This is a genomic window from Amycolatopsis dongchuanensis, assembly GCF_039542405.1.
GTDB lineage: Bacteria > Actinomycetota > Actinomycetes > Mycobacteriales > Pseudonocardiaceae > Amycolatopsis_E > Amycolatopsis_E sacchari.
Genome location: NZ_BAABIB010000075.1, coordinates 235,104 through 246,408 on the forward strand (window position 1 = coordinate 235,104; position 11,305 = coordinate 246,408).

Sequence of the window (11,305 nt, forward strand, 5' to 3'; positions counted from 1 at the left end):
GGTGAGGCCGACGCGAAGCCGGCGGGCTCCGCACTTGCGGACCGCGGGCCGTGCGAGCGAGACCGCGGGCGGCGCCCAGCTACCCCGGGACCGCGATCCTCCCGTCGCGCTGGCGGAACGCCTTGCAGCCCTCGAACACGATCTGCCGATTCTCCAGTGCGGGCACGAGGCGGGCACAGCACATTCAGCCCAGTGGGAAACACGCACGCAGCATGCTCCGGAAGCCGGGCCCGGCACGTTGACTCCTACCCCCAGGGGGTATAAGTTACCCATACCGATACGGGGTACCCCCACCAGGAAGGACGCGGAGATGACCCAGCAGACCTACACCGTGACCGGCATGACCTGCGAGCACTGCGTGCGCTCGGTGACCGAGGAGGTCGGCGGGCTGCCCGGCGTCACCGACGTCGCCGTGGAGCTGCCCACCGGGAAGGTCACCGTCACCAGCGAAGCGGAGCTCCCCACCGACCTGGTGCGCTCCGCCGTCGAAGAAGCCGGTTACCAGCTGACCGCGTAGCGGCCGCGCGAGGACAGGGAATGCCATGAACACAGCAGGGAAGCTCTCCGCCTACGGTGCGGCGCTCGTCCTGGTCGCCGCCGGCGCCTGGGCGATCGGCACCGCTGTCGGTCCCGTCGCCGGCGAGGCCGGCGTGCACGGCATGGAGGAAGCCACGCACGGGGACGACCACAGCGGCACTGTCGCGGAGATCCAGCCCGCGGGACTGGCGTCGTCCAGAGGCGGTTACACCCTCACGCCCACCAGCACGACGCTCGCCACGGGCACCACCACCGAGTTCGCCTTCCGGATCACCGGCCCCGACGGCACGCCCGTCACCGCGTTCGACGTCGAGCACGACAAGCGCATGCACCTCATCGTCGTGCGCCGCGACACGGCTGGCTTCCGGCACGTCCACCCCGCCATGACGGCGGACGGTACCTGGACGGTTCCGCTGGACGCCGCGAAGCGGGCAGCTACCGCGCCTTCGCCGACTTCAAACCCACCGGGGGCGAGGCCACGACGCTCGGCGTCGACCTGGCCGCGGCAGGCGACTTCCAGCCGCGGACCTACGCGCCCTCGCGCGAGTCGGTCGTGGACGGATACCGCGTGCGCCTCGACGGCGACCTCACGCCGGGCCGGTCGTCGAAGGTGACCGTCACGGTCACCAAGGACGGGCACGAGGTCACCGACCTGCAGCCGTACCTGGGCGCCTTCGGCCATCTCGTGGCGTTGCGCGAAGGCGATCTGGCCTACCTCCACGTCCACCCGGACGGCACGCCGGGAGACGGCACAACCCGTCCCGGGCCGGACGTGACCTTCTACGCGGAGGTCCCGTCAGCGGGCACTTACCGGCTGTTCCTGGACTTCCAGCACGAGGGCAAGGTGCACACGGCCGAGTTCACGGTGCCGACCGGCCCACAACCGGCCACCGCACCACAGCCGCCCGCCGCCGAACACGGCCACGGCTGACCGAGGAGGGATGATCGATGACTTCCACGCTGCCCGGTTCGCCGGCCACCGGCGAGCGGCGTGACCTCGAACTCGCGATCGGTGGCATGACCTGCGCCTCCTGCGCGATGCGGATCGAGCGCAAGCTCAACAGGCTCGACGGCGTCACCGCGAGCGTCAACTACGCCACCGAGAAGGCGAAGGTCAGCTTCCCCGCCGGTCTCGACCCGGCCACGCTGGTCGAGCAGGTCGAGGCGGCGGGCTACACGGCCACCTTGCCGCAGGTGGAGACACCGGAGTCCGAAAAGGACACTGACGACCCGGCTCGGTCCCTGCGGCAGCGGCTGATCGGCTCGGTGGTGCTGTCGGTGCCGGTGATCGTGCTGGCGATGATCCCGGCGCTGCAGTTCACGTACTGGCAGTGGATCTCGCTCACGCTCGCCGCGCCGGTGGCCGGGTGGGCCGCCTGGCCGTTCCACAAGGCGGCGTTGACGAACCTGCGGCACGGTGCGGCCACGATGGACACCCTCGTGTCACTGGGCACGCTGGCCGCGTTCGCCTGGTCGCTGTACGCACTGTTGTTCGGCAGCGCCGGCGTGCCCGGCATGAGGCACCCGTTCGAACTGACCATCGAGCGCATCAGCGGCGACGGTGCGATCTACCTCGAGGTCGCCGCGGGGGTGACGACGTTCATCCTCGCCGGCCGCTACTTCGAGGCCCGGTCCAAGCGGCGGGCCGGGGCCGCGCTGCGCGCGCTGCTGGCACTGGGCGCGAAGGACGTGGCGGTGCTGCGCGACGGCCGCGAGGAACGGGTCCCGGTCGAGCAGCTGGCCGTGGGTGCGGAGTTCGTGGTCCGGCCCGGCGAGAAGATCGCGACCGACGGCGTGGTCGTCGACGGCAGCTCGGCGGTCGACGCGAGCCTGCTCACCGGCGAGTCCGTGCCGGTCGAGGTCGGTCCGGGTGACGCGGTCACCGGGGCGACCGTGAACTCGGGCGGGCGGCTCGTGGTGCGGGCGACTCGCGTCGGCGCGGACACCCAGCTCGCGCAGATGGCGAAGCTGGTCGAGGAGGCGCAGACGGGCAAGGCCGCCGTGCAGCGGCTCGCGGACCGGATCGCCGGGGTGTTCGTGCCGGTCGTCATCGCGCTCGCGATCGGGACGCTCGCGTTCTGGCTCGGCGCGGGCGGCACGGTGTCGGCCGCGTTCACCGCGGCGGTGGCGGTGCTGATCATCGCCTGCCCGTGCGCGCTGGGGCTGGCCACGCCGACCGCGCTGCTGGTCGGCACGGGCCGGGGCGCCCAGCTCGGCATCCTGATCAAGGGCCCGGAGGTGCTGGAGTCCACCCGCCGCGTCGACACCGTCGTGCTCGACAAGACCGGCACCGTCACCACCGGCCGGATGGCCCTGACCGCGGTGCACCCCGCGGACGGTGCCGACGCCGCGGAGGTGCTGCGCCTGGCGGGCGCGCTGGAGCACGCCTCCGAGCACCCGGTCGCCAAGGCCATCGCCGCGGGCGCGCGGGAGCGTGTCGGCGAACTGCCGCCCGTCGAAGGCTTCACCAACGTGGAAGGCCTTGGCGTGCAAGGGATCGTGGACGGGAAGGCCGTGCTGGCCGGGCGCGCCGCACTGCTGGCGGACTGGGGGCAGCACCTGTCCCCCGAACTCGCCGACGCCAAGGCCGCGGCCGAGCGGCAGGGCAGGACGGCGATCGTCGTCGGCTGGGACGGCGAGACGCGGGCGGTGCTGGTCGTCGCCGACACCGTCAAGCCGACCTCGGCCGAAGCGGTCCGGCAGCTGCGCGGGCTCGGGCTCACCCCGGTCCTGCTCACCGGCGACAACGAGGACGCGGCGAAGGCGGTTGCCGCCGAAGTCGGCATCGAGCGGGTCATCGCCGAGGTCCTGCCCCGCGACAAGGTCGACGTGGTCCGGCGCCTGCAGGACGAGGGCAAGGTGGTGGCGATGGTCGGCGACGGGGTCAACGACGCCGCCGCGCTCGCCCAGGCCGACCTCGGGCTCGCGATGGGCACCGGCGCCGACGTCGCCATCGAGGCGAGCGACCTGACCCTGGTGCGCGGCGACCTCCGGGTGGCGGCCGACGCGATCCGGCTGTCCCGGCGCACGCTGCGCACGATCAAGGGGAACCTGTTCTGGGCGTTCGCCTACAACGTCGCCGCGCTGCCGCTGGCCGCGGCGGGCCTGCTCAACCCGATGATCGCGGGCGCCGCGATGGCGTTCAGCTCGGTGTTCGTGGTGAGCAACAGCCTGCGGCTGCGGGGGTTCCGCGCCGCCCCGCCGTCGTCCTGACCGGGGGTGGTGCTCACCCCTGCACGAGCGATGCCACCAGGGTCTCGGCGATGGCGCGCAACTCGGCGGGGCCGTGGCCAGCCCTCTCCATCACCGCGATACCCCGGGTGGTCGCGACGATCAGGCGCGCGGCCGCCCGGGGTTCGACGTTCAGCACGCCGTCGCCGAACGCGGCCAGCCGGTCGTGGACGACGTTCTCCAGGTCGTCGAGCATGGTGCGCACCGCGGTGGCGAGGCGGGGGGACGCGGTGGCCGCCTCGATGGCCGTGCGGGTGGACAGGCAGCCACGGGGCGGCGACCCGCTCGTGATCGCGCCGATGCAGTAGCCGAAGAACGACAACAGCGCCGACCGAGCGTCCGGGCGGTCGAGCGCCGCCGCGGCTCCGGCCAGGAACCGCTCGGTGTGGTCGCGGAACGCGCGGAGGAAGATCTCCTCCTTGCCCCCGTAGGCGTGGTAGAGCGAGCCCCGCTGGACACCAGTGCCCGCCGCCAGGTCCAGCATCGACGTGTCGCGGAACCCCCGCTCCTCGAACACGTTCAGCGCGCGCGAGAGAGCGACCCGCTCGTCGAACTGCCGTACTCCCGCCATCACGCCGGTGCCGTGGTGAGGCGCTGGAAGAGCTCCCACGACGCGCGCTCGACGTGGTTGTGCACCAGCTTCCCGTCCTCGCGCACCTCCCACACGGCTGTGCCGGTGAACGAGATCGGGCGCCCGTCCGGCTCGGTGCCGAGCACGCCGTTGTTGCGCCCGTGCACGCGCCACCGCGACGCGACCCTGCTGCCGTCGTGGTTCTGGAAGGTCTCGAGCACTTCCAGCTCGAAGTCGTGGACCTGGGCCAGGAACGCCGCGATCCACCTCTTGAAGTTTTCGCGGCCCTCGATGCGCTGACCGGCGTTGGTGATCACGAAGTCCTCGACGACGTACTCGTCGACGGCGGCGGGATTGCGCGCGTTCCACACGTCACGCCAGAACGATTCGACCACTTCCACCGCGTTCACCACGCACCACCTCCGCGAGCTATGTTTGACACTGCTGACAAACATAGCAGAGGACCACAGCCCGCTGCCTGTCCATCGCGTGGACAGGCAGCGGCAGCGGGTCGCGATCCACACTGGGCCCGGGAAGTCCGCCGGGAGACGAGAGTCTGGAGGAAATGGTGGTCGGCAAGCCGTCGCCGGGAGAACTCGGTGAGTTCCTCCGTTCCCGCCGGGCCTCGGTCAGCCCGCGGGAGCTGGGCATCACCCCGTCCTACGGGGAACAGCGCCGGGTGCCGGGGCTCAGGCGCGAGGAGGTCGCCGAGCTCGCCGGGCTCAGCACGACGTACTACACGCGGCTGGAACGGGGCGAGAACCACCAGGTCTCGGACGCGGTCCTGGACGCGATCGCACGTGTACTGCGGCTTTCCGCCGACGAAAGGGCCCACCTCTACCGGCTGGCGCGGGCCCTGCCGCCGGTCCGGGGGGCCGGGCACGAAGACCGCGTGCGAGGTCCCGTCCGCGATCTCGTCGCCGGGAGCCTGGGCGCCGCCGTACTCGTCGGCAGGCGCACGGACATCCTCGCGGGCAACCCGCTCGGATACGCGTTGTGGTGCCTGACGGAGGCGGAAGTCGCGGCCGTCGGGACGCCGGAACCGCCGAACCAGGCCCGGCGGGTCTTCCTCGACCCGGCCGCCCGCGACCTCTTCGCCGACTGGGCGCGCCAGGCCGAGGACCTCGTGTCCTACCTGCGGATGGCGACGGCCGAACGACCGGACGACCTCGCGCTCCACCGGCTCGTGTCCGAACTGGCCACCGGCAGCGAGGACTTCTCGCGCCTGTGGCGGCACCACCCGGTGCGCGACTGCCTGCACACCGTCCGCCGCTACCGGCACCCGCTCGTCGGGGACCTCGTGGTCAACGAAGAGATCCTCCGCCTGCCCGACGACCCCGGGCAGCGCCTGATCATCAGCGTCGCCGAGGCCGGCACGCCGTCGGCCGAGCGGCTCACCCTGCTCGCCACCCTCGCCGCGAGCCGAAAGGAACAACCATGATCGTGGTGTCCTCTGCCACCAGCCACACGGGTTCGGCCGTGGCCGACGCGCTGCTCGCCGCCGGTCAGGAGGTCCGGGTACTCGGGCGCAGCCGCGACCGGCTGCGCGCCTTCGCCGACCGCGGCGCCGAAGCCGTCGAAGTCCGCACGGACGACGAGGTCAGCATCCGCGACGCCTTCGCCGGTGCCGACGCGGCGTTCGTCATGATCGCCCCCGGTCTCGCCCCCACGAGCACCGATTTCCCCGGCTTCCAGCAACGGGTCATCACCGCGCACCGGAAGGGCCTCGCCGGGCTCGAGGGGCTCACACGGATCGTGAGCCTGAGCGGCTGGGCCGCGAACCACCCGGGCGCGCGGGGACCGGTGTGGGGGCTGCGCCCGCTCGAAGAAGCCCTCGACACCCTCACCGGCGTGGAGACGATCCACCTGCGCCCCGGCTGGTTCATGGAAAACGCCCTGCCGATGATCGAGGAGGTCCGGGAGACCGGCACCGCGCGCGGGCTGATCCCCGCGGACCTGCCGCTCCCCGCGATCGCCACGGCGGACATCGGGGCGGTCGCCGCCGATCTCCTCAGCGGGCGCCGGAAAGCCCCGCGCCGGGTGCTCGAACTGCACGGCCCCCGCGACGTCACGCTCGACGAAATCGTTGCCGCCATTGGCAAAGCCGTCGGACGGCCGGACGCCCGCTACGAGCGGATCGACACCACCGCGATGCGCGACGGCCTCCTCGCGGCGGGGTTCTCCGAGCACATGGCCGACGGGACCACCGCCATGACCTCGGACGTCGCCGACCGCCGGATCGCCATGGCCCAGCCGCGGGACGCCGAAACCACCACACCCACGACGTTCGAGGACTTCCTCGCGAGGGTCATCGCATGAAACCGTCCACTTTGCTCCAGGTCCCTGGCTTCACCCGCACCCGCGTCGGCGCGATCACGATCACGACCGTCTACGACGGCGCCCTGCCGATCCACGCCGCCGACATGCACGACGAGCCGCCCGAGCGGATCACCGAGCTGCTGGCCGACGGGTTCCTCCCGCCCGAAGGGGACCTCCTGACGGCCGTGAACACCTTCCTGTTCACCACCGGCGGACGCACCGTGCTGGTCGACGCCGGTGCGGGCACCTCCCTCGGGCCCGGCACCGGCCACCTGCTCGAAAACCTCGCTGCCGCAGGGCATTCGCCCGCCGAGGTCGACGACGTCCTCATCACGCACCTCCACCCCGATCACGTCTTCGGTTTGATCACACCCGGGGGTGACCCGGCGTTCCCGTCGGCGACCGTGCACGTGTCGGCGGAGGAAGCCGGGCACTGGCTCGACGACGCCGTCGCCGCGCAAGCCGAGGGGGTGCAGGCACAGATCCACCACTGGGCGGCACAGGCCCTGCTCCCCTACCGCGCGGCGGGACGGCTCGCCACGTTCCGGCCGGGAGACCAGCCGGTGCCGGGGGTGACCGCGGTGGACCTGCGCGGCCACACGCCCGGCCACACCGGCTACCTCCTGGGCAGCGGCGGGGAACACCTGCTGTTCTGGGGCGACACCATGCACTCCCACACCGTTCAGCTGCGCGCTCCGCACGTCACCATGGAGATCGACAGCGATCGCGCCGGTGCCCGTGCGGCACGGCTCCGCGTCCTGGCAGACGCCCGGGCGCGGAAGTGGGCCATCGGGGCCGCGCACCTCCCCTTCCCGGGAATCGGGAGGATCCGCGTTCACGACGGTGAATACGAGTGGGTCCCGGCCCCGTACCGCCCGCTTCAGACGCCTGCCGACGAGTAGCACGGAACGGGCGGCGGGCCGGCGTGGGCAAGGCGGCGCTGTACCGGATTTGCGCCACCGCCGTCCGTAGCCGCCTGCGGGCGGTTATGCCGCGTACCCGCCGTCGATCCTCAGCACCGCGCCGGTGACGTAGGAGGCCTGCGGGCTGGCGAGGAAGACGACGCCCGCGGCGATCTCTTCCGGCCTGCCGTACCGCCCCATCGCCGCGGTCGGGAGGAACACCGATGCGGCCGGGCCGTCGGCGGGGTTTCCTTCTGTGTCGACGAATCCGGGCTGGACGACGTTCACCGTGATGCCCCGGTGCGCCAGATCGCGCGCGGCGCCCCGGCTGAAGCCCTCGAGGGCCGACTTCGTGCCCGTGTAGTACGCCATCCCCTGGAAACCCGCCCGGGTGGCCACACCCGAGCTGATGCTGACGATCCGTCCCCCGTCGGGCAGCAGCGGCACCGCCGCCTGGACCGCGGCCACCACACTCGTGTAGTTGACGGCGAGCCGCCGATCGATGGTGGCCTGGTCGGCGGGTTCACCGCCGAGCAGGCCGCCACCGCCCACGGCCGCGTTGTCGACCAGGATGTCCAGCTTCCCGAACCGCTCGGCCACGCGCCGGATCAAGCCGGCCGCCTGGGCCGCATCCGCCTGGTCGGCCTGGAAGGCCGCCGCACGCACCCCTTTCGCTTCCAGGTCGGCGACCACGGCCTCGGCCGCTCCGCCGAGGACGAGTAGCTGATCGCGACGTCGGCTCCCTCGTCGGCAGCGCCAGTGCCGACGCCGCCCCGATCCCCCGTGCCCCCCGGTCACGTTCGCCACCTTGCCGTCCAGCTTTCCCATGTCCTCAGCCGAGCGGCTCCGCCACGATGAGCTGGAAGCGCTCGAAAGCCAGCTGCACCGTGTTGTGCCGCGCATCGACGACCCCGAGCGAGGCACCCGCGAACGGGTCGGTCAGGCGGTACCGGCCACGGCCGAGGCCGCGCAGTTCGACCTTTCCGTCCCACCGGGCGGCGTAGAAGGCGTAGTGCAGGGTCCTCCCCTTCGCCACCACGTGTGCTTCCGGCTTGTCGAAACCGATGTCGTACAGCTCGCCCCGGTACTCGCCCGTCGAGAGCATGTTCTTCCGGTACAGGCCCACCCATTTCCGCCAGAGCACCTCCTTCTCCGGGGTGAGCACGTACGGGTCCTCCGCCGACGCCGCGGGATAGGTGAACTTGGTCGACAGCACCGCGCCCACGCCGTAGCTGGACGCGAAATCATCGCCGCCGTCGCTGAGTTCGACGTGGTCGCCCGCGTAGCTGCTGCCGGGGCCCATCAGCGCCTTCATCGTCTTGCCCTTGCTGCGGACCTGGTAGGACGACTCCGGGTCCGAGGCCGGGTACTGGTCCACATAGGGCAGGTTGTGAAACGCGAAAGCCGTGCCACACGGGCAAAGTTCGACCACCGCGTCGCGGTTGGCCTGGTGCACGGCGTCGTGGATGCGCTTCCAGAACCGCGCCAGCCCCTCAGTCGACTCCTCGGGCCGGGCGTGCCGGTGCGCCGGGTTGTGGCAGGGCAGCACGGCGTTGAGGTGCTGGCCGTCGATCTTGAGCCCTTCGTAGCCCCAGTCCCGGATGAACTTCGTCGCCTGCGCGACGAAGTACTCCACGGTGGGCTCGTACGCCGGGCACAGCGTGAAGGCGTCCCACCACGTCACCTGCTGCTTGTTGCCCGCACTGTCCAAAAGCAACATGTCGGGACGCTGCCGGAACAGGTTGCTGTCCGGGTCCGCCGCGAGCGGGGCCCACCACAGGCGCGGCCGCATGCCCGCCTCGCGGATCCGCCGCGTGAAGTCCCGCATGTCCGCTTCACCGCGCGGGAACTTCTCCCTGTTGAGGTCCCAGTCGCCCTCGTTGGTCTGCCAGCCGTCGTCGAGCACCGCCCACTTCAGACCCACGTCGGCCGCCTTGGGCAGGGTGCCGACGACCTGCTCCACGGTGAACCCGCGCTCGTAACCCCACGCGCACCAGATGGGTTCGAGCGCGGCGGCCGGGGTCTCGGGGGCGCGCTGGCCGATGTCCCCCATGTACTGCCGGTACCGTTGCAGCGGAACGAAATGATCGCCTGCGTGGGCCACCAGGAAGGTGGTGTCGGTGGCCAGCTGCCTGCCCGGTGCCAGCCCACCAGCGGCGTCGCCTTCGACCGCGATGCTCGCACCGGCCGCCGTCCTCCGCACCGGCAGGCGCAGGATCCTGGCGACCGGTTCGACGTGCCCCACGGACAAACCGGCGTCCCGGCGCCACACGGTCGCCAGCGGGGTGCCGCCGCCGTAGTCGGAAGCCACCATCCCCAGCGAGTTCTCCTGGGCGAACCCGTCCGTCACCGGCTGCACCCAGTCCCGCCGGTCCTCGTGCGTGGTGCCGGAAAACGTGTAGAAACCCCCCGGTGCAGCCAAGAGCTCATGCGCACCGCTGCGCCACCCGGTGACGGGCAGCGCGGTACGGGACTGGTTGGTGTAGGTCACCTTCATCACGACCATGCCCGCGAGGCGCTGGAACGACGTCAGCTCCACCGTCTTCCGCACGCCCTCCGCGGAATCGCCCTGGAGCGTCACCTGGACTCCCGGGCCGTGTTGCGGGTGCCAGGTGTCGCGGGTCTGGTGGCCGCGGTAGCTGAACTCCTCGATCGTCCGGTCCCCGAGCACCAGGGCTTCGCTCGCATCGAACCGCGTGACCGCCTTGCCCGCCAAGGTGACCCGGCTGCGGAGCCGGTCGTCGAACTCCACTGTGATCGAGCTGTCGCCGACCCCGGCGAAACCGGGCGGGCGGCCGGGTGTCGCGGCCGCCGCGCCGCCACCGGCCAGCACGGGGAAGGCGGCCAGTCCGGCACCTCCCAGCGCCACCTTCAGCACGGTCCGCCGCTGCATGTTCGCCATGTCGCACTTCCCTTCGTTCTGGATCTCGGATTCCGGCGCCGGGAGGACCGGTATGGTTCTGGTATGACCGTTGCGAGGACGCCGCTGCCGCGTGGCCTGTTCGCGGACGACGCGCTCCCGCTGTACGAGCGCACCGCCGCCCGGTTGCTGGACGAGCTGCGCGCCACCGGCGCCCGCACGGGCGACCGGCTGCCGTCCGAGCGAGCGCTGTCCGCCCGGTACGGCGTTTCCCGCGTCACGCTGCGCGCCGCCCTCGCCGAGCTGGAGGCGCGGGGCATCGTGCGCCCGACGTCGTCGCGCGGGTGGTTCGTGGCCGAGCTCGGGGCCCCGGCGCCCGCCGCGGCGGCGCCGCAGGTCCAGGGCTTCGCCGACTACGCGGAGGTCAACGGCCTGACGGCGAGCAGCCGGGTGCTGTCGGCGACGGTCCGCCCGGCGACGGTGCCCGAGGCCGAACAGCTCCGGATCGCCCCCGGCGCCGACCTCTTCGACCTGCACCGGCTGCGCTTCCTCGACGACCTGGTGGTCGTGCTGGAGCACAACCGCCTCCCGCTGGCGGTCTGCCCCGCGCTGGCCGGAACCGACTTCGGCAAGGCCTCGCTGTACGCGACCCTCCGCGCGGCGGACCCGCCGCAGCTGCCGCGCGTCGCCGACTACTCGGTCGAGGCCCGGCACCCGACGCCGCGGGAGCGGGAGCTGCTGGAAACCGGCGACACGATGCCGATGCTCGTGGCGACCCAGCTGACCTTCAACCAGGAGGACCGCCCGATCGAACTGACCGTGCAGGTCTACCGCGGGGACCGCTACCGCTTCCGGGCCTCGATCACCAACCAGGCCTGAAACCGC

The 11,305-nt window shown here is 72.0% G+C and carries 10 protein-coding genes and 1 pseudogene; 7 read left to right on the forward strand and 4 right to left on the reverse strand.

Annotated features, from left to right (window positions below; genetic code table 11):
• The first annotated feature begins 310 nt into the window (after positions 1 to 310).
• From ABFX51_RS18760 to ABFX51_RS18770, 3 genes and pseudogenes are all read left to right on the forward strand, one after another.
• Positions 311 to 517, forward strand: a complete 207-nt coding sequence (locus ABFX51_RS18760) for a heavy-metal-associated domain-containing protein (protein ID WP_346054355.1) — start codon at positions 311 to 313, stop codon at positions 515 to 517.
• Positions 518 to 542: 25 nt separating this feature from the next.
• A pseudogene (locus ABFX51_RS18765) lies at positions 543 to 1,468 on the forward strand (hypothetical protein).
• A gap of 17 nt (positions 1,469 to 1,485) precedes the next feature.
• On the forward strand, positions 1,486 to 3,750 hold the full coding sequence (locus tag ABFX51_RS18770; RefSeq protein ID WP_346054356.1) for a heavy metal translocating P-type ATPase: 2,265 nt from the start codon (positions 1,486 to 1,488) through the stop codon (positions 3,748 to 3,750).
• A gap of 13 nt (positions 3,751 to 3,763) precedes the next feature.
• Here the strand turns inward: ABFX51_RS18770 and ABFX51_RS18775 are convergent, their stop codons facing one another.
• Both ABFX51_RS18775 and ABFX51_RS18780 read right to left on the reverse strand, forming a co-directional pair.
• The gene (locus tag ABFX51_RS18775) at positions 3,764 to 4,339 is read right to left on the reverse strand and encodes a TetR/AcrR family transcriptional regulator (protein WP_346054357.1); all 576 of its coding nucleotides are present in this window, start codon (positions 4,337 to 4,339) and stop codon (positions 3,764 to 3,766) included.
• Entirely contained in the window at positions 4,339 to 4,749 is a 411-nt protein-coding gene (locus ABFX51_RS18780) for an ester cyclase (protein WP_346054358.1), read from the reverse strand. The genes ABFX51_RS18775 and ABFX51_RS18780 overlap by 1 nt, the downstream gene beginning before the upstream one ends.
• 155 nt (positions 4,750 to 4,904) lie before the next feature.
• On the opposite strand from ABFX51_RS18780, the gene ABFX51_RS18785 reads away from it, so the two are divergent.
• Genes ABFX51_RS18785 through ABFX51_RS18795 form a run of 3 tightly spaced genes read left to right on the forward strand, consistent with a single transcriptional unit; the run spans position 4,905 to position 7,560 of the window.
• Positions 4,905 to 5,780 (forward strand): helix-turn-helix domain-containing protein, encoded by an 876-nt coding sequence (locus ABFX51_RS18785; protein ID WP_346054359.1) that lies wholly within the window; start codon positions 4,905 to 4,907, stop codon positions 5,778 to 5,780.
• The gene (locus ABFX51_RS18790; protein WP_346054360.1) at positions 5,777 to 6,658 is read left to right on the forward strand and encodes an NmrA family NAD(P)-binding protein; all 882 of its coding nucleotides are present in this window, start codon (positions 5,777 to 5,779) and stop codon (positions 6,656 to 6,658) included. The genes ABFX51_RS18785 and ABFX51_RS18790 overlap by 4 nt, the downstream gene beginning before the upstream one ends.
• Positions 6,655 to 7,560 (forward strand): MBL fold metallo-hydrolase, encoded by a 906-nt coding sequence (locus ABFX51_RS18795; protein ID WP_346054361.1) that lies wholly within the window; start codon positions 6,655 to 6,657, stop codon positions 7,558 to 7,560. Before ABFX51_RS18790 ends, ABFX51_RS18795 begins: the two co-directional genes overlap by 4 nt.
• A gap of 84 nt (positions 7,561 to 7,644) precedes the next feature.
• On the opposite strand, the gene ABFX51_RS18800 is transcribed toward ABFX51_RS18795, so the two are convergent.
• Together ABFX51_RS18800 and ABFX51_RS18805 are read right to left on the reverse strand one after the other, a co-directional pair.
• A complete protein-coding gene (locus tag ABFX51_RS18800) occupies positions 7,645 to 8,388 on the reverse strand; it encodes an SDR family NAD(P)-dependent oxidoreductase (RefSeq protein WP_346054362.1) in 744 nt (247 codons plus the stop codon).
• Between the two features lie 4 nt (positions 8,389 to 8,392).
• Positions 8,393 to 10,462 carry a glycoside hydrolase family 36 protein gene (locus ABFX51_RS18805; RefSeq protein ID WP_346054363.1) on the reverse strand — a complete coding sequence of 690 codons (2,070 nt, stop codon included), beginning with the start codon at positions 10,460 to 10,462 and terminating at the stop codon, positions 8,393 to 8,395.
• Positions 10,463 to 10,525: 63 nt separating this feature from the next.
• Here ABFX51_RS18805 and ABFX51_RS18810 point away from each other — a divergent pair, with 63 nt between their 5' ends.
• On the forward strand, positions 10,526 to 11,299 hold the full coding sequence (locus ABFX51_RS18810; RefSeq protein ID WP_346054364.1) for a GntR family transcriptional regulator: 774 nt from the start codon (positions 10,526 to 10,528) through the stop codon (positions 11,297 to 11,299).
• Positions 11,300 to 11,305: the final 6 nt, after the last annotated feature.

What these genes read in the sequence shown, in the direction of transcription:
- ABFX51_RS18800 (WP_346054362.1), bottom strand. Translation starts at nt 8,388, where the DNA reads ATGGGAAAGCTGGACGGCAAGGTGGCGAACGTGACCGGGGGGCACGGG.
- ABFX51_RS18810 (WP_346054364.1), top strand. Translation starts at nt 10,526, where the DNA reads ATGACCGTTGCGAGGACGCCGCTGCCGCGTGGCCTGTTCGCGGACGAC.
- ABFX51_RS18795 (WP_346054361.1), top strand. Translation starts at nt 6,655, where the DNA reads ATGAAACCGTCCACTTTGCTCCAGGTCCCTGGCTTCACCCGCACCCGC.
- ABFX51_RS18785 (WP_346054359.1), top strand. Translation starts at nt 4,905, where the DNA reads ATGGTGGTCGGCAAGCCGTCGCCGGGAGAACTCGGTGAGTTCCTCCGT.
- ABFX51_RS18775 (WP_346054357.1), bottom strand. Translation starts at nt 4,339, where the DNA reads ATGGCGGGAGTACGGCAGTTCGACGAGCGGGTCGCTCTCTCGCGCGCG.
- ABFX51_RS18760 (WP_346054355.1), top strand. Translation starts at nt 311, where the DNA reads ATGACCCAGCAGACCTACACCGTGACCGGCATGACCTGCGAGCACTGC.
- ABFX51_RS18805 (WP_346054363.1), bottom strand. Translation starts at nt 10,462, where the DNA reads ATGGCGAACATGCAGCGGCGGACCGTGCTGAAGGTGGCGCTGGGAGGT.
- ABFX51_RS18770 (WP_346054356.1), top strand. Translation starts at nt 1,486, where the DNA reads ATGACTTCCACGCTGCCCGGTTCGCCGGCCACCGGCGAGCGGCGTGAC.
- ABFX51_RS18790 (WP_346054360.1), top strand. Translation starts at nt 5,777, where the DNA reads ATGATCGTGGTGTCCTCTGCCACCAGCCACACGGGTTCGGCCGTGGCC.